Origin of the sequence: Ruminococcus sp. BSD2780120874_150323_B10 (genome assembly GCF_015553695.1) — a bacterium.
In the GTDB taxonomy this organism is placed as follows: Bacteria; Bacillota; Clostridia; order Oscillospirales; family Acutalibacteraceae; genus Ruminococcoides; species Ruminococcoides intestinale_A.
In genome coordinates, this window is the sequence record NZ_JADNHD010000001.1 from 189,286 (window position 1) to 208,673 (window position 19,388).

The window sequence follows — 19,388 nt, forward strand, 5'->3', positions numbered from 1 at the left end:
CTCCATTATACTTTTGATTTCATTTCTTTATTATTCTTAATTAGCAATATAAAACTTATAACCGCAACAACTGCCTCGGTAATCGGAATTGCAAACCATATTGCAAAACCACCGAAAAGCATAGGCAATGTAATAAGCAAAACCGAACTTATAATAATATTTCTAAGCATTGACACCGCAAGCGAATAACCGCCTTTCATCAATGACTGGAAATAGTAGGTTGAAAGCACATTTACACCCATTGCAAGGAACGCAATAAAGTAAATCGGCATTGCGGTTTTAGTTACCTCTCGTGTTGCATCTGTAAGGTCGATAAAGCACGATGCAACAAATTCAGGGAAAAGTATTCCCGATAATGCAAAAACAACGCCCATTATAAGCACTGTTGAGTAGGCATATTTACGCAATTTTGCTATTCTGCCGTTCTGCCCTGCACCAAAGTTGAATGCCGAAACAGGCTGTACAGCCTGACCTACACCCACAAACAAAGCATTGAAAAGTATTGCACAGTTTGCAAGAACACCATACACGGCAAGCTCCGCATTTGAGCAATAATTTAACAATTGTAAATTAAATACAAATATAATAATCGCATTTGAAAGTTCGGTAATAAATCCTGACAAACCGCCTTTTAGAATTTGAAAAGTATTTTTTAATACCTTAATCGGTTTAGATATTCTGATTGTATTTTTCTTTGAAAGAAAATGAGTAAGACAAACCAACAACTGCACCGTAATACCCGATACCGACGCAATAGCCGCACCTGCCATTCCCATCTGCGCAGGATAAACAAGAACAATGTCGAACACTACATTGACAATTCCGCCGGCTGTAACAGCAATCATGGCACGGTTAGGGTCTTTATCACTTCGTACAAAAGCAGAACAAAAATTGACCAACACACTCGGAATTGCAAAATAGTAATAAAACCGTACATAATCAAAAGCCAAATCAAAAAGTTCGTCTTTTGCACCCATAAGCGAAAGTATTTGCTTGTCAAAAATATTAAATAACACGCAAATAATTATCGCAGCCGTCAAAACACCGAGCAAAGCTGTGGTAAAGCATTTATTTGCTTTTTCGTCATCACCCGTACCCTTATGTACACTGAATAACACCGAGCCGCCAATACCAAACAATATACCGATTGACAGCATAAAGCTGATTATCGGGGTTGTCATATTGAGCGCCGCAAGTGCGTTATCGCCAATTCCTTTGCCTATTACAACAGCGTCAGTCATCAAATATACAGACGCTACAACAGCACTGCCCATTGATGGAAAAAGATACCTGAAATATAAATTTTTTACACTGTCCTTTAATAAATCCACAATGACCTCCATACAAAAAACTTGCCAACAGTCAGATAAAAATCGGCTTTTGGCAAGTCAGAATCAATACATTTTCAATTATTAAAAATCTGTTTAATAATTGGCATTATTCAAATTTCATATAGCCGTCATACTGAGCTTTAAAAAGCTCAAAAACCTTATTCAAAAGCTCTTCGTCCTCAATGCTGACAAATTCTTCGTTTTCATCATCAAGAGATTGAATCTTGAAAATAACAACCTCATCAGCATTTGCGCTGTTCTCAATCAAAACAGCAAATTCATCATTGTCATAATCAACAACGCCGAGAATTTCAAAAACAACTTCTTTGCCGTTTTCGTCTGTCAAAGCAATCAAAGCGCCGTCTTCGTTAAATTCGTTCTGAACAGATTTATTCTTATCAGCCAAAAATATCACCCTGTCTTTTTTTCATTTAATAAAAGTATAGCCTAAAATGCCGATAAAATCAAGTAAAATATAAAAAACGCAGCTATCTTTTTGACAGCTGTGTTTTTATCAATTATTCGGTTTTAAAGGGCCGTAGTAATAACTTGCGGTTGCTCCGCCGTCACACATAAAATTCGTTCCTGTATGCAAATACTCCGCTCCACGCTGTACCTCTTGTTTGATTGTATTGTATGGACGATGAAGTTCTTTTGCTATTTTGTAAACCGAACGGTGGTCTATATTAAGCCTGATTGATATATAGTATCGTTCTTCTCTTATTAAATGTTGACCTTTCTTGTGATGGTGTAAAATTAAGTGTATCCATAGTGACGATTCCTTTCGGATTTTTGTGTGGTAAGTTAATTCTACTACGAAATCGTTTCTATGGATATTCTTTCATCTTCATTTTACAATTTGCGAATAATATACAGTTAAAATCTTTGACATAAGTATCACCAATATGATAGATATAATATACTTTATTTTTACAATATTATATTTCAACTTAAAGTTAACTTTAAATCAAGAGATTATTTTAAATGTATTATTTTTTTATAAAAAAACAGGCGACAGCCTGAGCCATCGCCTGAAATTTAATAAATTATTTTATTTAATCAGCAGATTAAGCAATATTCTCAAGAACCTTGCCTGCATTGCCTGTTCCGTCAAAACCACCTGCAACATACTTCTGGGTAGCAGTTACATCAAGAACATTGATTTTGCCATTGCCGTCAACATCAGCAACTGCCTCATTAACAGTTACATCAGCATATTTAGCAATAAACATCTGGAGAGTTGTGACGTCGTTAGCATCAATCTTGCCGTCGCCGTTTACATCGCCAATATATGTCTTAGGTACAGCATCTGTAACAGTAACAGTTGCAACTGCACCTGCCTTTGTAGCATAGTTGAAGTTTGAAAGGTCAATTCTGAGTGTTACATCAGCAAGCTCATATGGTACATTTACAGTGAGGTTCTCACCATTGTATACAGCGTCAAATGCAACGCCGGATTCAGGTGTGAATTTCTCTTCTGCACCGCCCCAGCTGTCAGCCCATGTGCCGTTAGCTGCGAACTTAACCTGGTAGTTGTCAAACGCAGTTACATTGTGATATGTAATCTCATAAACCTTATCTGCAACCTGCTCCATCTCATTAGCTGTCTCATCCCAAGCTGCACCGTTTAACCATGATTCATCATCAGGATCACCGTTACCAACAGCATGCATACTTGTGATTACAATATCTGTAACAAGCTTTACTGCATCGCCTGTTACTGTAATTTCGCTTGTTGATGGGTTGTATGTAACAGTAACATCACATGTATCTGTTACATCAAATGTTATATTATTGCCTGTAGCATCGCCAATCCAGTTCTGCTCGCCGTCAGCTGTATTTTCTACAACTTTAATCTGGAGCTTTTCAGCAGGAGCAACTCCGCTAAATACCTTTGTATATGTACCGTCAGCATTCTTTGTCATTACATTTTCAGGTGCTTCAGCAGGACTACCCTTCCATAAAACACCACAAATCTCTTCTGAACCTGCTACTACATATGTAGATTCAGCTTCAGGTGTAACGCCGAGGTATTCAGCAATTTTTTCAGCAGATGCTGTGTTAGGATATGCTTCAGGATCAGCAAGCTCGTCGGCATACTTAGATACATATAAATCGTAAACATCCTTAGGAGCTGCATTGATGAACTCGTTTGCACAAGTCTCCTGTACCTTTTCAGGAGTAAGGATAGAAGCATTCTTTACACCATAGTCATGGAGGAACTGAGCTACCATTTCTTCAGCTGTGATACTTGTAGGAATGCTCTCGCCTACTACACGACCTGTTGATGTGATTTCGAGCTTAGGACCGTAAACAGCGGCATTAGCTTCGCTCTTCCAAACTGATCTATAGTCCTTTTTCTGTGAGTCTTGAGAGTTTTCGTATGTTTCGCCTGTAACAACGATTGTATCGCCGTAGCATGACTTGCCCATGGTTACATTACATGTCTGATAGCCCTTGTCGCCTACAATTGAGAAAATAGCTACATAATCCGCACCATCTTTAAGCGTTCTTTTATATTTTGCATCAATATCGTACGAATAGATGTTGCCACTGACATATTTACAAACCTCACCCTTTGTCTGCCATGACGTTTCCTTATAATCAGGATCCCCGGCAATTGCATATGTATGAGCGTAAACCTTAAGTTTACTTACATCTGTTTTTACTAAAGCGTCTGCCCAAATCTCGGTCGGAACTTCAAAATAAATTTTTGTTTCGGTTACATCTTCAGCTGCTGATACTGAAAAAGCGGTTACGGCAGATGTAGAAAATGCCATAAGTCCTGCAACTGTAAGACTGAGAACCTTATTTGTTTTTCTCATTGGAAAATCCTCCTTTTATTTACTCAAATTTGTGAGTATTATTATTATACACTATTTTTTAAAGAAATGCAAGGTATTTTATATAAATTAATAAATTTTTTATCAAAATTTTAACAACTATTTTAACAACTATTTTAACAACTAAATAAAAGTATATTACCACATTTTAATTGACATAAGCGGCAGTTTGTAGTATTATTTAATAGTATAATTTTATGTATATGATTTTGTAAATATTTGAAATGAGGTTACAGATATGGACAATTCAAAAAAGACTATGGACAAAATTGTTGCTCTTTGTAAAGGCAGAGGCTTTGTATATCCGGGTTCGGAAATATACGGCGGACTTGCAAACACATGGGACTACGGCCCACTCGGTATGGCTCTCAAGAATAATATCAAGCAGGCTTGGCTTAAAAAGTTTGTTCAGGAAAACAAGTATAATGTAGGGCTTGACTCTGCAATTCTTATGAATCCGCAGACATGGGTAGCTTCGGGTCACCTCGGCGGTTTCTCTGACCCGCTTATGGATTGTAAGGAATGTAAAACCCGTCACCGTGCAGACAACCTTATCGAAGATTTTGACGGTACAAATGTAAGCGGCTGGTCAAACGAGAAAATGACTGAATATATTAAAGAAAAGCAAATTCCTTGCCCACAGTGCGGTAAGCACAACTTTACAGATATCCGTCAGTTCAACCTTATGTTTAAAACATTCCAGGGTGTTACAGAGGACAGCAAAAACGAAATTTATCTTCGTCCGGAAACTGCACAGGGTATTTTCGTAAACTTTGCAAACATTCAGAGAACAAGCCGTAAGAAAGTACCTTTCGGCGTTGCGCAGATCGGTAAGTCTTTCAGAAACGAGATTACACCGGGCAACTTTATTTTCCGTGTTCGTGAATTTGAGCAGATGGAACTTGAGTTCTTCTGCAAGCCGGGTACAGACCTTGAGTGGTTTGAATACTGGAGAGGTTTCTGCCGTGACTGGCTCTACTCACTTGGTATGAAAGCCGAAAACTTAAGACTTCGTGACCATGCAAAAGAAGAGCTTTGCTTCTATTCAAAAGCTACTACAGACTTTGAATACCTCTTCCCATTCGGTTGGGGCGAACTTTGGGGCGTTGCTGACAGAACCGACTATGACCTTACACAGCATATGAACACAAGCGGCAAGTCACTTGAATACTTTGACCCACAGACAAATGAAAAGTACATTCCATATGTAATTGAACCGTCACTCGGTGTTGAGCGTCTGTTCCTTGCAATTGTGGTTGAGGCTTACGATGAAGAAGTTATCGACGAGAAAGACACAAGAGTTGTTCTCCACCTCCACCCTGCACTTGCACCGTTCAAGGCAACTGTTCTTCCTCTTTCTAAAAAGCTCAACGATAAAGCACAGGAAGTTTATGATATGCTTGCCAAAGACTTTATGGTTGATTACGATGATGCAGGTTCAATCGGTAAGCGTTACAGAAGACAGGACGAAATCGGTACACCGTTCTGCATCACATATGACTTTGAATCAGTTGATGACGGCTGCGTGACAGTCCGTGATCGTGACACAATGGCTCAAGAAAGAGTTGCTATCGACAAACTTAACGAGTACATTGCAGAAAAAATTAAATTCTGATTTTCTTAGCAAATAAGATCAAATAAAAAAAACGACTGCATTATAACCGAAAGGTAGAAATGCAGTCATTTTTTATTTAGGCTGTTTTTTACAGCTCCTTTAATTATTAACTATAAATAAATTTATTAAACCGACTCAAGTTTAATGCTTTCGCCGTCAGATGTAATATTAATTGCTGAAAGCGATGCCGAGCCTGCCTCTATCATTGCGTTGGCAATCTTTTCTTCTACTTCTCTTCTGATAGTATTTCTAAGATCTCTTGCACCACTGCTGCCGTTGCAAGATTTTTTTGCAAGGTACTCGCAAGCCTTTTCATCAAAGCTAAACTTGATGTGCTTTTCTTCCATTGTAGGAACATACTCTGAAAGCATAAGGTTGGCTATCTTTACAAAATCATCTTCCTTAAGGCTGTTAAATACAATGATTTCATCAACACGGGCAATAAACTCTGGGCGAAGAAACTCTGAAAGAGCCTTCATTACCTTTTCTTTAGACGCCTCTTCTGATGACTTACCGAAGCCGAGAGCATTCTCTTTATTTGCCGAACCTGCATTAGAAGTCATTACAATTACAGTATTCTCAAAGTTTACTGCTCTGCCGTGCGCATCTGTAACTTTACCTTCATCGAGAATCTGAAGAAGAATGTTGAGTACATCAGGATGTGCTTTTTCGATTTCATCGAAAAGAAGTACGGAGTACGGTCTGCGTCTTACTTTTTCCGTAACCTGTCCTGCCTCGTCATAACCTACATATCCCGGAGGTGAACCGATAATCTTAGACACGGAGTGTTTCTCCATAAATTCCGACATATCAAGTCGTATGAGAGTTTCGGGAGTATCGAAAAGTTCCTGACTGAGTACCTTTACAAGTTCGGTTTTACCGACGCCTGTAGGACCTACGAAAATAAACGATGCAGGTCTGCGTCTTGGAGAAATCTGCACTCTGCTGCGTTTAATTGCAGATGCGAGAACTTCCACCGCCTCGTCCTGACCGATAATTTTCTTTTTAAGAGCATCTTCAATACCTGCAAGTTTAGCAAGTTCGTTTTCTCTGATTCTTGATGCAGGGATACCTGTCCACAATTCGATTACTGTAGCAATATCTTCTTCTGTAACCTTAGAAACAAGGGTTTCAGGGTCAATTTTTGAAAGTTCAGAATCAACTCTTGCAAGAGCGGTATTTACATTTGCAAGTTTTTCGTAGTCGATTTCATCAGCAGTGGAGATTGCCTCTTTCTGCAAATTAAGTTTTTGCTGTTCGTCAATAAGTTTGTCGTGTTTTTCCATATTTTTATTACGGAGAGCGGCACACGCACAGCTTTCGTCAAGAAGGTCGATTGCTTTATCAGGTAAGAATCTGTCTGTAATGTATCTCTCTGAAAGCACAACAGTCTTGCGTACAATTTCATTATCAACAGTAACATGGTGATGCTGTTCATAATATCCTTTTACACCTGCAATAATGTCAACAGTCTGCGCAATAGTAGGCTCGCCTACCTTTACAGGCTGGAAACGCCTCTCAAGCGCAGAGTCTTTTTCAATATATTTTCTGTATTCGTTAAATGTGGTTGCGCCGATAACCTGAACCTCGCCCCTTGAAAGCGCGGGTTTAAGAATATTGGCAGCATTCATTGTTCCCTCATTATCACCTGTACCGACAAGTGTATGTACTTCATCAATGAAAAGAATAATATTTCCGTTTTCCTTAACTTCGGCAACAAGTCCTTTAATACGGCTTTCAAACTGTCCTCTGAACTGTGTTCCCGCAACAAGTGAAGCAAGGTCAAGAAGATGAATTTCTTTATTCTTAAGGCGCTGCGGAACATTGCCGTCTGCAATTCTTAAAGCAAGCCCCTCTGCAATCGCTGTTTTACCTACACCCGGCTCACCGATAAGACAAGGGTTATTCTTTGTACGGCGTGAAAGAATCTGAATAACACGCTCAATTTCTTTATCTCTGCCGACAATATTGTCAATTTTGCCCTCTCTTGCCTTTCTGGTAAGATCCTCACAATAAAGGTTAAGGTGCTTTCTGTTTTTATCTTTTTTCTCTTTCTTTTTGCCGCCGCTCTTAGCGGAACCGTCGGTATTGTTTTCACCGTTTTTAGCACCGAAAATATTATTGAAGAAAGCCGGGAATGTCGGTGCGCCGTGTGAGAAATCATCGTCCTCACTGCCTCCGTCTTCGCCTAACTCGCCCATACTTTCAGCAAGGTTGTCTGCACCAAGCTGCTGCATAAGTTGAGAAAGGTCGCCGTTTTCACCCATATTCTCCATAAGGGAATCCATCTGATCCTGCACATTTTCAAGATCATCATCTGAAATTCCCATCTTATTTATTAAGTCCTCAACAGGCTTTATGCCAAGCTCTTTTGCGCAAGTAAGGCAATAACCCTTTGTGGCTTCATCCTGTGGATTGTTTGTTGAAACAAAAACGACAGCAGGTCGTTTTCCGCATCTGCTACAAAGCATAGTCTGCTCCTTTATACATAAATTATTTAAGCGATAAACAATACCGCAAGTTTAAACATCGTTAAAATTAAACACTATTTAAATCTGTTACCATATATAATATATCATAACAGAAAATTTTGCAATTCTTTTTTGTCGTTTTTTCTAAATTTTTTAGTAAAATGAGATTATTGTTTGCTTTTTTCTTTCTTTTTTGCCTTGTCCTCTTTTATAAGTGCCATAAATATTTTAGCATATCTGTAAAGAGCGTAAAGCATAACAACAGCTGTAATCGAAAGTAAAATATCGTCTATTAACAAATTTTCGTAATTAATAACCGCCTTTAAAAAGACTATTATACATACAGCAAAATAAAAAACTATTGTTGCAAGTTTACCAAACCATTCGGCGGCAGGAGGAGTTATTTTCCTTTTTAAAAGAGAAACACCGCCAATCAGCATTGTCACATCTTTTGCTATTAAGACTACAAGAATCGGTATTACATTAGGCGCATAAAAAGCCATACAAAACATAACCGAAATTAAAGTGATTTTATCTGCAATAGGATCAAGCAGCTTTCCGAGTTGAGTTACCTGATTTAATTTTCTTGCAAAAAATCCGTCAAGACAATCCGAAATACCCGACAAACCAATACATATTGCTGACTCCAAATATTTTTCATTTAAAAACAAAATAACAAACGGTACGACAAGTGCAAATCTCAAATATGTAAGTATGTTCGGTACTGTCCATAAATCTGATTTTTGCTTAATTATCTTTTTATTTTCGTTGTCCATTTTCATTCCCCTTTATTATATTCAGCGTTTGAAAATTGAAAAAGCAACTCCGCTTATTCCCTCATTGAGCACAGCGGTTGAATTTGTAAAGTCCATTATTACCGCAAGCACTGCAAGGCATATTAAAGCAACAACTATACCCTCGGCAGCACCGAAAACACCGCCGAGCACTCTGTTAATCGGACTTATTACAGGTAATTCAAATAATTTATTTACAAGTTTAATAATCAATTTAAAAATAATTATCAGAAGTATAAATAATATTATTGCAATAAAAAATGAGAATATACCCGTTACAATCGGTTTTACAAAATTATCGGTAACCTGAACGGCTGTAAGTTTAGCTGTTGATGCCGTTCCCACAAAGCAATCTACAAGTCTTTGTTCATCAAAATTAAACAGGTTGCAGAAAAAAGAAACTACAGAAGACACCCATCCCGGCAAATCGCCGAGTGCACTGTTTACGGAAATTTCTGTATTTGTTACCGCATTGTTGAGGTTTGCTATTAAATCATTTCTGACGAAAGAATTAAAAATCCAGTCTGATATTACACCCGAAAGCAAATTTGAGAGTATAGCCGATGCTACAACCGCAGCTATATTCATAATTGCTCTTGCAAAGCCTCTGATTGCTCCGCTGATAATAAAGATAATTATAACAGCAAGAAAAATTATGTCAAGTATCATAAATTCCCCTCTTTAGGCTTTATCATCAGTCGCAACTTTCTCGGTTGCTTTCTGATTATTGTTAAGTTCAATAAATCTTATCTGATTTACACTCAGCACATAAGCTGTAGTATCGGAAGAAAGAATTATATTTTTAGAACCTGCGCCCGTTTCGGTTGCGAATACTTTATCGCCCTTTGTATTGTAAACATTTGCGGTATTTCCGTCAAGCAAAGCGATTTTGTCCTTGTAAACCGAAATGGCGTCAGCTTTGCTGTCTGTATCGATTTTAGATTTTTGAGAGCCGTTTGAATCATATGTATAAACCGAGCAACTTCTGCCGTCGCCGCTTCTTGAGAGTGCAACCGCATATGTCAATGTATCCATATTAAAATAATAATTTGAAAGTGTCATTGACTCATAAGAATTTGTTACAAAATTCTCATCGCCTTTTTTTACAACATAAGACGCTGTATTGCCCACAAGTGCAACTCTGTTGTCGGTCAAATATTTTGATGCGATAATTACATCGCCGTCAATTTTTATAACCTGTTCAGGCTCTTGCTTTGAAAAATCGAGCATATATACTGCGGAAATAACTTTACCGTTTTCAGTAGTTATACCCGTTGCGGCACAGCCTGTACCGTTACTGTTTAATGTAACCGAAGTAATATAATATTCCGAAAAAGAATATTTGAAAATTCTGTTATTATCTTTATTAAAAGCCAAAAGTGTAGAAAGATAACCGTTGCCCTCGGTAACAATTGCATATACACCGTTAGATGCAATATCGGCAGTGTAAATATCATCATCCGTATTTGATGCAAAAAGCTGCTTATCAAGCGAATTTACTTCGTATCCTTTGCCGCCGAGGTCATATGTAAGGAACATATTTTTGTTGCTTACGAGAATCGGCTTTGAATACTTAAGCTGTGTACTGAATATATCACTTCCCGATGAATTTAAAGTGACAAAGGAAGTGTCAGATGTATAAGCTATGTGTCCGTCAGAAAGCACAAAGTTATTTGTATTAACCTCTGTTCCCGTAATAGCTACGGGATATCCGTTACCCGCATTGCCGAGTACATCGTATGTCCACCAGTTTGCAATACTTTCGGGCGAAAGTCTGTCTCTGTTGGCAAAAGCAAATACTACAAGTCCTGCCGCAAGTACCACACATACGGAAATAATTATTTTCTTGACTGCCGCAGGCGACATTTCTGTTTTTTCAAGTTCATAGTCCTCAAGCGGTACATCTTCGTAACTTATAACATCACGGTCAGTCTTTTTTGCTTTTGTTTCGGCAAAGCGATGACCTTTTGACTTTGGTTTTGATTTTGTTTTTGAATTATCTTTAGATTTCTCAAATTTACCGGAAAACATTTCTGTTCACTCCTTCAGGTAAATAACCCCTTAATCGTAATTAACCCTGTTAAGATACAGACCACAGGGCTGTGCTGTAGGGCCTGCAAATTTTCTGTCTTTTTTTTCGATTATACCCGCAATTCCGTCAACAGGTATCTTTCCCTGCTGAATCCTTAAAAGAGTACCGACCATAATTCTTACCATATTATAAAGGAATCCGTCAGCCTCTACTTTCATAGTTACAAGATTGCCCTCTCTTGTAACCGAAAAAGCTTTTACTGTTCGTGTCATATCTCCTTTTTCTCTGCTGTCGAGAGTGCAAAAAGAAGTAAAATCGTGAGTACCCACATAAGCCTGCGCCGCACTGTTAAGCATATCTTCGTCAAGCTTATATCTGTAATGAAGAGCATAACCGTCAAGAAACGGATTTCGCACTTCGGTGTTCCATATTTTATAAATATATTCCTTGCTTGTGCAACTGTATCTTGCGTGAAAATCAATGTCTGCCTCTTCACAGTCAAGCACCGCAATACTAAGCGGCAACCATCGGTTTAATGCCGCTTTTAACCTTACATCGGCAATCGGATGTGAAGTTTTAAGGCTTATACAGTACATATTTGCGTGAACTCCGCTGTCCGTACGGCTGCACCCTTTTAAATCAAAATCATCACCGATAATTTTAGACAATGCAGTCTGAAAAGCCTCCTGCACAGTCATTGCGTTGTTCTGAATCTGCCAACCGTGGAACTGCCTGCCGTCATATGAAATTGTAAGTTTAAAATTCCTTAAAGTGCTGCCGGAATCAATATGTTGCATATAACCACTCCGCAAATTACAAGTCCAACTGTTATCAAACCGATAACATCTCGTTTTGCCATATGAATACTCTTCATTCTTGTTCTGCCATCGCCGCCGTGATAGCAACGACATTCCATAGCTGTTGCAAGGTCATACGCTCTTCTGAACGATGAAACAAACAACGGAACAAGAATAGGAATCAATGCTTTTATTCGTGCAATGACATTACCGCCCTCAAGATCTGCTCCTCTTGCTTTCTGCGCCTGCATAATTTTATCGGTTTCTTCAAGCAAAGTAGGCACAAATCGCAGTGCAAGCGACATCATCATAGCAATTTCGTGTACAGGAAAATGTACTTTATTTAAAGGCTTCATCAATCTTTCGATTGCGTCTGTAAGCTCTGTAGGAGATGTTGTAAAGGTGAGTGCAGAGCTTGCGAGAATAAGACAAATAATTCTAACCGTTACAAACACGGAACGGTTAATTCCGTTGACCGTAATTTTAATTATTCCCCACTGCCATATCGGATCTCCCGTACCGTAAAACAGATTTAATATTGAAGTTACTATTACTATGAAAATAATAATTTTTAAACTTTTAAAATAAAACTTTACAGGCACTCCGCTCATAAGAACTATAGCGGCTGTGCATACTGCCACAACGGCAAGAGCGGCATAGTTAAATGTGCAGAACACAAGCGCCAGAAAAGCAATAAGCATAATGATTTTTGCTCGTGGGTCAAGTTTGTGTATAAGGCTCTTTGCGGGGAAATACTGACCGAAAGCTACATCTCTTACCATTACCTTGCCTCCTTTTTTATAAGAGGAAGAAGGTAATCAACCGCTGAATCAACAGTCAGTATGCCCTCAGGTACATCTACTCCCCTTTTTCTGAGCTGTGACATTATTTTTGTTATCTGCGGAATACGCAGACCTATTTTTTCAAGCTCGTCACCTCTCGCAAAAACCTTTTGAGTTTCGTCAAACATAACGAGCTTTGATTTATTCATAACCACAATTCTGTCTGCCACACGGGCAATGTCCTCCATACTGTGAGAAACAAGCAGAACCGTGTTCTGTCTTTCTTTGTGATAGCGTACTATCTGACTTAAAAGTACATCTCTGCCCATCGGGTCAAGTCCTGCCGTCGGTTCGTCAAGCACGAGTACATCAGGGTCCATTGCTATTACACCGGCAATAGCCGCTCTGCGCTTTTCTCCGCCCGACAAGTCAAAAGGTGATTTATACAAAAGTTCGTCCTTTATGCCCGTAAATTTTGCGGCTCTGCGAACTTCTTTATCAATTTCTTCTTGTGAAAGTCCTTTGTTGAAAGGGCCGAAAGAAATATCTTTATATACGGTTTCTTCAAAAAGCTGATATTCGGGATACTGAAAAACCATACCCACTTTAAAGCGTATTTTACGAATTTCCTTTGGCTTGTCCCATATATCAACTCCGTCAAGCAAAACCTGACCGCTTGTCGGTTTCATAAGTCCGTTAAGCATTTGCACAAGCGTTGACTTACCCGAACCGGTATGACCGATAATTCCGATAAGCTCGCCCTTATTTACGGAAAAACTGACATCATTAACCGCCTTTTTTTCAAAAGGTGTTCCTACTCCGTAGGTGTAGCAAATATTCTTTAGTTCAAGGATACTCATTTCAACACCTCCATAAGCAAATCGACGCATTCGTCACTGTCAAGCGGCATTTTGTCAATTTTCGCTCCGCAGCCGATAAGTCTGTAGACAAGCTCTGTTGCCTGCGGAACATCAAGTCTGTGCTTTTTCAAAAGTTCAACCTGTGAAAAAACATTGTCGGGTATTCCCTCTGTGAGCACCTTACCGCTGTCCATTACAATTACTCTGTCGGCAAGTACCGCCTCATCCATATAATGTGTAATAAGCACAACGGTAATACCTTTTTCTTTATTCAATTTTAAAAGGGTTGACATAACCTCTTCTCTGCCGTTCGGGTCAAGCATTGCGGTAGGTTCGTCAAGTACGATGCAGTCAGGCTGCATTGCAAGTATGCCTGCAATAGCAACTCTTTGTTTCTGACCGCCCGAAAGTTTGTAAGGTGCGTCTTTTCTGAAATCGTACATATCAACGGCTTTCAGTGCGTCATCAACCCTACGCCTTATTTCAGACGGTTCAACTCCGAGGTTTTCCGGACCAAACGCAACATCTTCTTCAACAACGCTTGCTACAAGCTGATTGTCGGGATTTTGCAGTACAAGACCTACCTTTTTACGAATATCAAGAGTTTTTTCTTCATCTGCCGTATCGTCACCGTCAACAAATACTTTTCCTTTGTCGGGAACAAGCATTGCATTCAGATGTTTGGCGACAGTTGATTTTCCGCATCCGTTATGACCAAGCAAGGCTACAAACTCGCCCTTTTCTATTTCCAAAGACACACCGTCAACTGCATTTACTATAGGCTGACCCTCGTCTTCGGACATATAAGAAAAAAATATATTTTGAATAGAGATAAACTTCATTAATTACTTCTCCCAGATAGCTGTTGAGCCGCACGGCAGAACAAGTCCTGTGTCAGTTACAGGCAATCCGATTTCACTGCTTGAAACCTTACCGCCGAATTTTGTTTTCAGCAAAACACCGAGCAAATACTCCATAACCGCAGGCGAAAGACCTGTTGTGTAGGAATTAAGAATAAAGAAAGCAGGGTCATCTGACATAACCTGTCTGCAAAGTTCAACCAACGGATAGAGCTGTTCCTCAAGTTTCCAAACTTCACCGCCCGGACCTCTTCCGTATGACGGCGGATCCATAATGATACCGTCATATCGGTTGCCTCTTCTGATTTCACGCTGAACGAATTTTGCACAATCGTCAACAAGCCATCTTACGGGTTTGTCGGCAATATTACTTGATACAGCGTTTTCCTTTGCCCACTGTACCATACCTTTTGAAGCGTCTACATGACATACGCTTGCACCTGCTTTCATACACGCAAGCGTTGCACAGCCGGTGTAGCCGAAAAGGTTTAATATTTTAAGAGGTCTGCCCTCTTTTTTTATTTTTTCTGCGGCAAAGTCCCAATTCACAGCCTGTTCGGGAAAAACACCCGTGTGTTTAAATCCCATAGGCTTTATGTTAAATGTAAGACTGCCGTAATTTATACTCCATTGTGCGGGGATTTTTTTGTATTGCTCCCAGCTGCCTCCGCCTTTGTTGCTGCGGTGATAGCGTGCGTGAGCCGAATACCAAAGCGGATTTTCCTTTTCTGTTGACCAGATAATCTGCGGATCGGGACGAATTAAAATAATATTGCCCCAACGCTCAAGTCGCTCTCCGTCAGAAGCGTCAATAAGCTCATAATCCTTCCAATTTTCAGATAAACGCATTATGCCAATCTTTCCCTTACTACCTGTGCTGCCTCTTCTGCAAGAGTCTGAATCTGCTCAAGATTTTCGCCCTCAAGCATAACTCTTACGAGTGGTTCCGTACCTGATACACGAACTAAAATTCTGCCTGTGTCGCCAAGAATTTCCGTTACACGATTAATTTCCGCTTTAACTTCCTTATCCGTATAGAAAGAAAGTTTGCCCTCGTTGCTTACCTTAACATTGATAAGTACCTGCGGATAACGCTCCATAATCTTTGCAAGGTCGCTTAGTTTTTCGCCTGTGCGTTTCATAATTGAAAGCAGCATAGCACCCGAAAGTTCACCGTCACCTGTTGTTGAGTGGTCGAGGAAAATAATATGTCCGCTCTGCTCGCCGCCGATATTATAGCCGTTCTGGAGCATTGACTCAAGTACATAACGGTCGCCGACCTTTGTGGAAACAAAATCAATGCCGTTAGCCTCGCAGAATTTTGAAAAGCCCATATTAGTCATAACAGTGCCTACGGCTGTATTCTTTTTAAGTTTGCCGTTCTTCATCATATCGTTTGCACAAATAGCAATGAGGAAGTCACCGTCAACAAGATTACCGTTTTCGTCAACCGCAAGACATCTGTCTGCATCACCGTCAAAAGCAAGACCTGCACTAAGCTTATTTTTGCTTACATATTCCTGTAATTTCTTTGTATGGGTTGAACCGCAGTCTTTGTTGATATTAATACCGTCAGGCTCGTCAAAAAGCATATGAACCTTAACGCCGAGTTTTGTAAAAAGCTTTTCGGCGGTTCTTGAAGATGAACCGTTTGAGCAGTCAAGAGCAACTTCCATACCGCTTAAATCTTCGCCGACAGCCTCTGCAACATGATTAATATAATCATCAACTGCAGACTCAAGAGTATCTACTCTGCCGATTTCGCCGTCATTTGCTGTCGCATAAGGAACTGCGTGGTCAAGTACGATTTCTTCGATTCTGTTTTCGAGGTCATCAGGGAGTTTGTATCCCTCTGAACTGAAAATTTTGATTCCGTTAAATTCAAACGGGTTGTGAGATGCAGAAATCATTACACCTGCATCTGCATTGTATTTCTTTACAAGATAAGCAACTGCCGGAGTAGGAACTACACCTAAAAGTTTAACATTTGCACCTACCGAGCAAAGACCTGCAATAAGCGCACCCTCAAGCATATCGCCCGAAAGTCTTGTGTCTTTACCGATAAGAATCGTCGGATGCTTAACTTCATCGTTTACAAGCACCATTGCGGCTGCTCTGCCTATATTCATTGCAAGCTCGGCTGTAAGCTCTGTATTAGCCACGCCTCTTGCGCCGTCTGTACCAAAAAGTCTTCCCATAATAGTTTTTCCTCCAAGTTTTGTATTTAAAGTTGTATTTATTAATTTTGTGAGTTTTTATCAAAAAGATTAGGTTGTGTCGGCATTGCATTTACAGCACCTTTCGGAAAATCATATCCGAGGTGACGGCAAGCCGCCGCCGTAATACATCTGCCTCTCGGTGTTCTGCTTAAAAAACCGATTTGCAGCAGGTACGGCTCATAAACATCTTCAATGGTTACTGCTTCCTCGCCGATAGCCGCTGCGAGAGTTTCAACACCAACAGGACCGCCGTTATAGAAATTCAGTATCGCCTCAAGAAGTCGTCGGTCATTCCTGTCAAGTCCGAGTTCGTCTATCTCAAGTCTTTCAAGAGCAAGACGAGCCGTATCGCAGGTAATAATTCCGTCAGACATAACCTGTGCAAAATCACGCACACGCTTTAAAAGTCTGTTTGCAATTCGTGGTGTACCTCTTGAGCGTGACGCAATTTCAAGCGCACCGTCAGGTTTGATTTCTATATCAAGAATACCTGCGCTTCGTGTTACAATTTCCGCAAGTTCCTGCGGCGTGTATAATTCAAGTCTTAAAATTACGCCAAAACGGTCACGCAAGGGCGCTGTAAGCTGTCCCGCTCTTGTTGTAGCGCCTACAAGCGTAAATTTAGGCAAAGGCAAGTGATACGAAGCTGCCATCTGACCCTTACCCGTAATAATATCTATTGAAAAATCTTCCATTGACGGATAGAGTATTTCCTCTACCGAACGGCTCAAACGATGAATTTCATCTATAAAAAGCACATCGCCCTGATTGAGGTTTGTAAGTAAGGCGGCAAGGTCACCCGGTTTTTCTATTGCAGGACCGGAGGTGATTCTTAAAGAAACTCCGAGTTCGTTTGCAATAATTCCCGCAAGTGTTGTTTTACCGAGTCCGGGAGGGCCGTATAAAAGTACATGGTCAAGCGACTCTCCTCTGATTTTTGCAGCCTCAATAAAAACCTTAAGATTTTCCTTTGCGGTTTCCTGTCCGATATACTCCGAAAGGGTTTTCGGACGCAAAGGATTATCTCCCTCTATATTGTCTTCAGGGATTTCTGATGTATCAAGTATTCTGTTTTCAAAGTCAAATTCATCCGAAAACTCCGGTTTACTCATTTATCAATTTCTTCCCATCTGTTTTAATGTCATTGCTATAAGCTGTTCAACAGGCAAACCTGCGTCAAAATTTGCAAGAACAGGCGAAACATCGGCAGGTGTATAGCCAAGCACACCGAGTGCCTCTATTGCCTTCGCAACATTTCCGCCGGCAGTCTGCGGCATTTGTACATTGCCCGATTGAGTCTGTTCTGATTTTGCAAGCTTGTCCTTAAGTTCAAGTATAATGCGCTGGGCAATTTTTTTGCCGATGCCTTGCGCTCTTGTAATTGTTTTTATATCATCGGTCGCTATAGCCATAGCGACCTGTTCTGCGGTAAGTTCGGACAAAACAGAAAGTCCCGCTTTAGGACCGACTCCGCTTACGCTTATAAGTGTTTTAAAGGTTGCAAGTTCGTTTTGAGTTGCAAATCCGAACAAATCGACTGCATCTTCACGCACATTAAGGTAGGTATAAAGAGTTACCTCGGAATTAAGTTTGAGCGTTTTTAGGGTATTCATTGTAGTCTGACAAAGGTAACCTACTCCGCCGCACTCAACTACTGCCGCAGAATTTTCCGTATGTATAAGTTTTCCTCTTACCGAATAAATCATTCCCCTATTCTCCTTTCAAACATCGTTCTTCTAAGTGCCGAACCTGCCGCCTGAGCGTGGCAAATAGCTATCGCAAGTGCATCCGCCGTATCATCGGGTTTCGGCACTTCCGACAAATGTAAAAGTTTGCGTGTCATTTCCATAACCTGCGGCTTTTTTGCCTTGCCGTAACCTGTAACGGCAGTTTTTACCTGCAACGGCGTGTATTCGTAAATCGGTATTTTCAGTTTTTGTGCGGCAAGCAGAATAACTCCTCTTGCCTCCGCAACCATAATTGCCGTTTTCTGATTGTTTTGAAAATACAGTTTTTCTATTGCAAGCGCATCGGGGCGGCAACGATTAAGCACATTAAAGATTTCATCATAAATATACTCAAGTCTGTAATTAAAATCCATACCTGCCTGCGTTTCAACCGCACCAAAGCCGAGTGCCTTATAGGTATTTGATTTAAAACCGATTGCACCCCAACCGACTATTGCATAGCCGGGGTCAATCCCGAAAATAACCAAGGCACTACCTCCCAAAATCGCAGTATCGTCATTTTAGCCTATACTACCGCATAATAATTAGCATTATATCACAAAACAATCTAATTATCAATAAAAATGCTCTTTAATTTGAAAAATATAAATTAATTTTCGACCTGTTTTTCAATTTCAATTTGATTTCCGCAATAACTGAGAGTAAGTTTATCTCCGCTTACCGTATAATCAAAATTGTAGCTCTGCTTAAACTCCTGATTAAATATAATAAAACTGTTTTCATCAATTACATATAAACCGTCAATTGTGATTTCGTCCTCACCCGATTTCAGAGTAAGTTTGGCGGTATTATCAGAAAAGCTCAAACTCACCTCCGCACCACCTTTAAGCACGCCGTGCCAATTTTCACTTGTAAGCTCGTAGCTTTCTCCGGAGGTATCGGCAGTACACGAGCAAAAAATAAAACAAATTATACAGACAAAAACAGCAAAAAACTTTTTCACAAACACCTCTCCCTTCTCTTACAAAATATATTACAAAAAATATTTTATATAACCGTCTTACAAATTTGTTATTTTTCTTGAAAAGCATTATCT

18 protein-coding genes are annotated in these 19,388 nt (G+C 39.9%); 1 reads left to right on the forward strand and 17 read right to left on the reverse strand.

The genetic code is table 11. The features are described 5' to 3' along the window. Window positions 1–5: 5 nt before the first annotated feature. The 3 genes from I2E21_RS00940 to I2E21_RS00955 form a co-directional block, all read right to left on the reverse strand. Complete coding sequence (locus I2E21_RS00940) at window positions 6–1,331, reverse strand: MATE family efflux transporter (protein ID WP_195410105.1); 1,326 nt, start codon at window positions 1,329–1,331, stop codon at window positions 6–8. A 106-nt stretch (window positions 1,332–1,437) separates the two neighbouring features. After that, on the reverse strand, window positions 1,438–1,737 hold the full coding sequence (locus I2E21_RS00945) for a DUF1292 domain-containing protein (RefSeq protein WP_022235377.1): 300 nt from the start codon (window positions 1,735–1,737) through the stop codon (window positions 1,438–1,440). Between the two features lie 661 nt (window positions 1,738–2,398). Continuing rightward, window positions 2,399–4,156 (reverse strand): dockerin type I domain-containing protein, encoded by a 1,758-nt coding sequence (locus tag I2E21_RS00955; RefSeq protein ID WP_195410106.1) that lies wholly within the window; start codon window positions 4,154–4,156, stop codon window positions 2,399–2,401. Between the two features lie 256 nt (window positions 4,157–4,412). On the opposite strand from I2E21_RS00955, the gene I2E21_RS00960 reads away from it, so the two are divergent. After that, entirely contained in the window at window positions 4,413–5,789 is a 1,377-nt protein-coding gene (locus tag I2E21_RS00960; protein ID WP_195410107.1) for a glycine--tRNA ligase, read from the forward strand. Window positions 5,790–5,914: 125 nt separating this feature from the next. Here the strand turns inward: I2E21_RS00960 and I2E21_RS00965 are convergent, their stop codons facing one another. The 14 genes from I2E21_RS00965 to I2E21_RS01030 all read right to left on the reverse strand — a co-directional run bounded on the left by I2E21_RS00965 (window position 5,915) and on the right by I2E21_RS01030 (window position 19,295). Continuing rightward, window positions 5,915–8,260: an ATP-dependent Clp protease ATP-binding subunit gene (locus I2E21_RS00965; RefSeq protein ID WP_186934568.1), complete on the reverse strand. Its 2,346-nt coding sequence runs from the start codon at window positions 8,258–8,260 to the stop codon at window positions 5,915–5,917. Window positions 8,261–8,427: 167 nt separating this feature from the next. Beyond that, the gene (locus I2E21_RS00970; RefSeq protein ID WP_195410108.1) at window positions 8,428–9,036 is read right to left on the reverse strand and encodes a CDP-alcohol phosphatidyltransferase family protein; all 609 of its coding nucleotides are present in this window, start codon (window positions 9,034–9,036) and stop codon (window positions 8,428–8,430) included. A 21-nt stretch (window positions 9,037–9,057) separates the two neighbouring features. Beyond that, window positions 9,058–9,723 carry a CvpA family protein gene (locus I2E21_RS00975; RefSeq protein WP_195410109.1) on the reverse strand — a complete coding sequence of 222 codons (666 nt, stop codon included), beginning with the start codon at window positions 9,721–9,723 and terminating at the stop codon, window positions 9,058–9,060. Between the two features lie 12 nt (window positions 9,724–9,735). Next, on the reverse strand, window positions 9,736–11,085 hold the full coding sequence (locus I2E21_RS00980) for a DUF5711 family protein (RefSeq protein WP_195410110.1): 1,350 nt from the start codon (window positions 11,083–11,085) through the stop codon (window positions 9,736–9,738). Window positions 11,086–11,115: 30 nt separating this feature from the next. Beyond that, window positions 11,116–11,883, reverse strand: a complete 768-nt coding sequence (gene truA, locus I2E21_RS00985) for a tRNA pseudouridine(38-40) synthase TruA (RefSeq protein ID WP_195410111.1) — start codon at window positions 11,881–11,883, stop codon at window positions 11,116–11,118. Next, on the reverse strand, window positions 11,853–12,665 hold the full coding sequence (locus I2E21_RS00990; RefSeq protein ID WP_195410112.1) for an energy-coupling factor transporter transmembrane component T: 813 nt from the start codon (window positions 12,663–12,665) through the stop codon (window positions 11,853–11,855). Before I2E21_RS00990 ends, truA begins: the two co-directional genes overlap by 31 nt. After that, window positions 12,665–13,525: an energy-coupling factor transporter ATPase gene (locus I2E21_RS00995; protein WP_195410113.1), complete on the reverse strand. Its 861-nt coding sequence runs from the start codon at window positions 13,523–13,525 to the stop codon at window positions 12,665–12,667. Before I2E21_RS00995 ends, I2E21_RS00990 begins: the two co-directional genes overlap by 1 nt. After that, a complete protein-coding gene (locus I2E21_RS01000) occupies window positions 13,522–14,367 on the reverse strand; it encodes an energy-coupling factor transporter ATPase (protein ID WP_195410114.1) in 846 nt (281 codons plus the stop codon). The genes I2E21_RS00995 and I2E21_RS01000 overlap by 4 nt, the downstream gene beginning before the upstream one ends. Window positions 14,368–14,370: 3 nt before the next feature. Beyond that, window positions 14,371–15,234, reverse strand: a complete 864-nt coding sequence (locus I2E21_RS01005) for a class I SAM-dependent methyltransferase (protein ID WP_178586389.1) — start codon at window positions 15,232–15,234, stop codon at window positions 14,371–14,373. Then, on the reverse strand, window positions 15,234–16,583 hold the full coding sequence (gene glmM, locus I2E21_RS01010; protein WP_195410115.1) for a phosphoglucosamine mutase: 1,350 nt from the start codon (window positions 16,581–16,583) through the stop codon (window positions 15,234–15,236). Before glmM ends, I2E21_RS01005 begins: the two co-directional genes overlap by 1 nt. A 41-nt stretch (window positions 16,584–16,624) precedes the next feature. Then, window positions 16,625–17,716, reverse strand: a complete 1,092-nt coding sequence (ruvB, locus tag I2E21_RS01015) for a Holliday junction branch migration DNA helicase RuvB (protein WP_186934561.1) — start codon at window positions 17,714–17,716, stop codon at window positions 16,625–16,627. Window positions 17,717–17,719: 3 nt separating this feature from the next. Continuing rightward, complete coding sequence (gene ruvA / locus I2E21_RS01020; protein WP_195410116.1) at window positions 17,720–18,310, reverse strand: Holliday junction branch migration protein RuvA; 591 nt, start codon at window positions 18,308–18,310, stop codon at window positions 17,720–17,722. Next, window positions 18,307–18,819: a crossover junction endodeoxyribonuclease RuvC gene (gene ruvC / locus I2E21_RS01025; RefSeq protein WP_022235363.1), complete on the reverse strand. Its 513-nt coding sequence runs from the start codon at window positions 18,817–18,819 to the stop codon at window positions 18,307–18,309. The genes ruvA and ruvC overlap by 4 nt, the downstream gene beginning before the upstream one ends. Window positions 18,820–18,941: 122 nt before the next feature. Then, the gene (locus I2E21_RS01030; protein WP_195410117.1) at window positions 18,942–19,295 is read right to left on the reverse strand and encodes a hypothetical protein; all 354 of its coding nucleotides are present in this window, start codon (window positions 19,293–19,295) and stop codon (window positions 18,942–18,944) included. Between the last annotated feature and the right edge of the window lie 93 nt (window positions 19,296–19,388).

What these genes read in the sequence shown, in the direction of transcription:
- I2E21_RS00955 (WP_195410106.1), bottom strand. Translation starts at nt 4,156, where the DNA reads ATGAGAAAAACAAATAAGGTTCTCAGTCTTACAGTTGCAGGACTTATG.
- I2E21_RS00960 (WP_195410107.1), top strand. Translation starts at nt 4,413, where the DNA reads ATGGACAATTCAAAAAAGACTATGGACAAAATTGTTGCTCTTTGTAAA.
- I2E21_RS00965 (WP_186934568.1), bottom strand. Translation starts at nt 8,260, where the DNA reads ATGCTTTGTAGCAGATGCGGAAAACGACCTGCTGTCGTTTTTGTTTCA.
- I2E21_RS00970 (WP_195410108.1), bottom strand. Translation starts at nt 9,036, where the DNA reads ATGGACAACGAAAATAAAAAGATAATTAAGCAAAAATCAGATTTATGG.
- I2E21_RS00975 (WP_195410109.1), bottom strand. Translation starts at nt 9,723, where the DNA reads ATGATACTTGACATAATTTTTCTTGCTGTTATAATTATCTTTATTATC.
- I2E21_RS00980 (WP_195410110.1), bottom strand. Translation starts at nt 11,085, where the DNA reads ATGTTTTCCGGTAAATTTGAGAAATCTAAAGATAATTCAAAAACAAAA.
- truA (WP_195410111.1), bottom strand. Translation starts at nt 11,883, where the DNA reads ATGCAACATATTGATTCCGGCAGCACTTTAAGGAATTTTAAACTTACA.
- I2E21_RS00990 (WP_195410112.1), bottom strand. Translation starts at nt 12,665, where the DNA reads ATGGTAAGAGATGTAGCTTTCGGTCAGTATTTCCCCGCAAAGAGCCTT.
- I2E21_RS00995 (WP_195410113.1), bottom strand. Translation starts at nt 13,525, where the DNA reads ATGAGTATCCTTGAACTAAAGAATATTTGCTACACCTACGGAGTAGGA.
- I2E21_RS01000 (WP_195410114.1), bottom strand. Translation starts at nt 14,367, where the DNA reads ATGAAGTTTATCTCTATTCAAAATATATTTTTTTCTTATATGTCCGAA.
- I2E21_RS01005 (WP_178586389.1), bottom strand. Translation starts at nt 15,234, where the DNA reads ATGCGTTTATCTGAAAATTGGAAGGATTATGAGCTTATTGACGCTTCT.
- glmM (WP_195410115.1), bottom strand. Translation starts at nt 16,583, where the DNA reads ATGGGAAGACTTTTTGGTACAGACGGCGCAAGAGGCGTGGCTAATACA.
- ruvB (WP_186934561.1), bottom strand. Translation starts at nt 17,716, where the DNA reads ATGAGTAAACCGGAGTTTTCGGATGAATTTGACTTTGAAAACAGAATA.
- ruvA (WP_195410116.1), bottom strand. Translation starts at nt 18,310, where the DNA reads ATGATTTATTCGGTAAGAGGAAAACTTATACATACGGAAAATTCTGCG.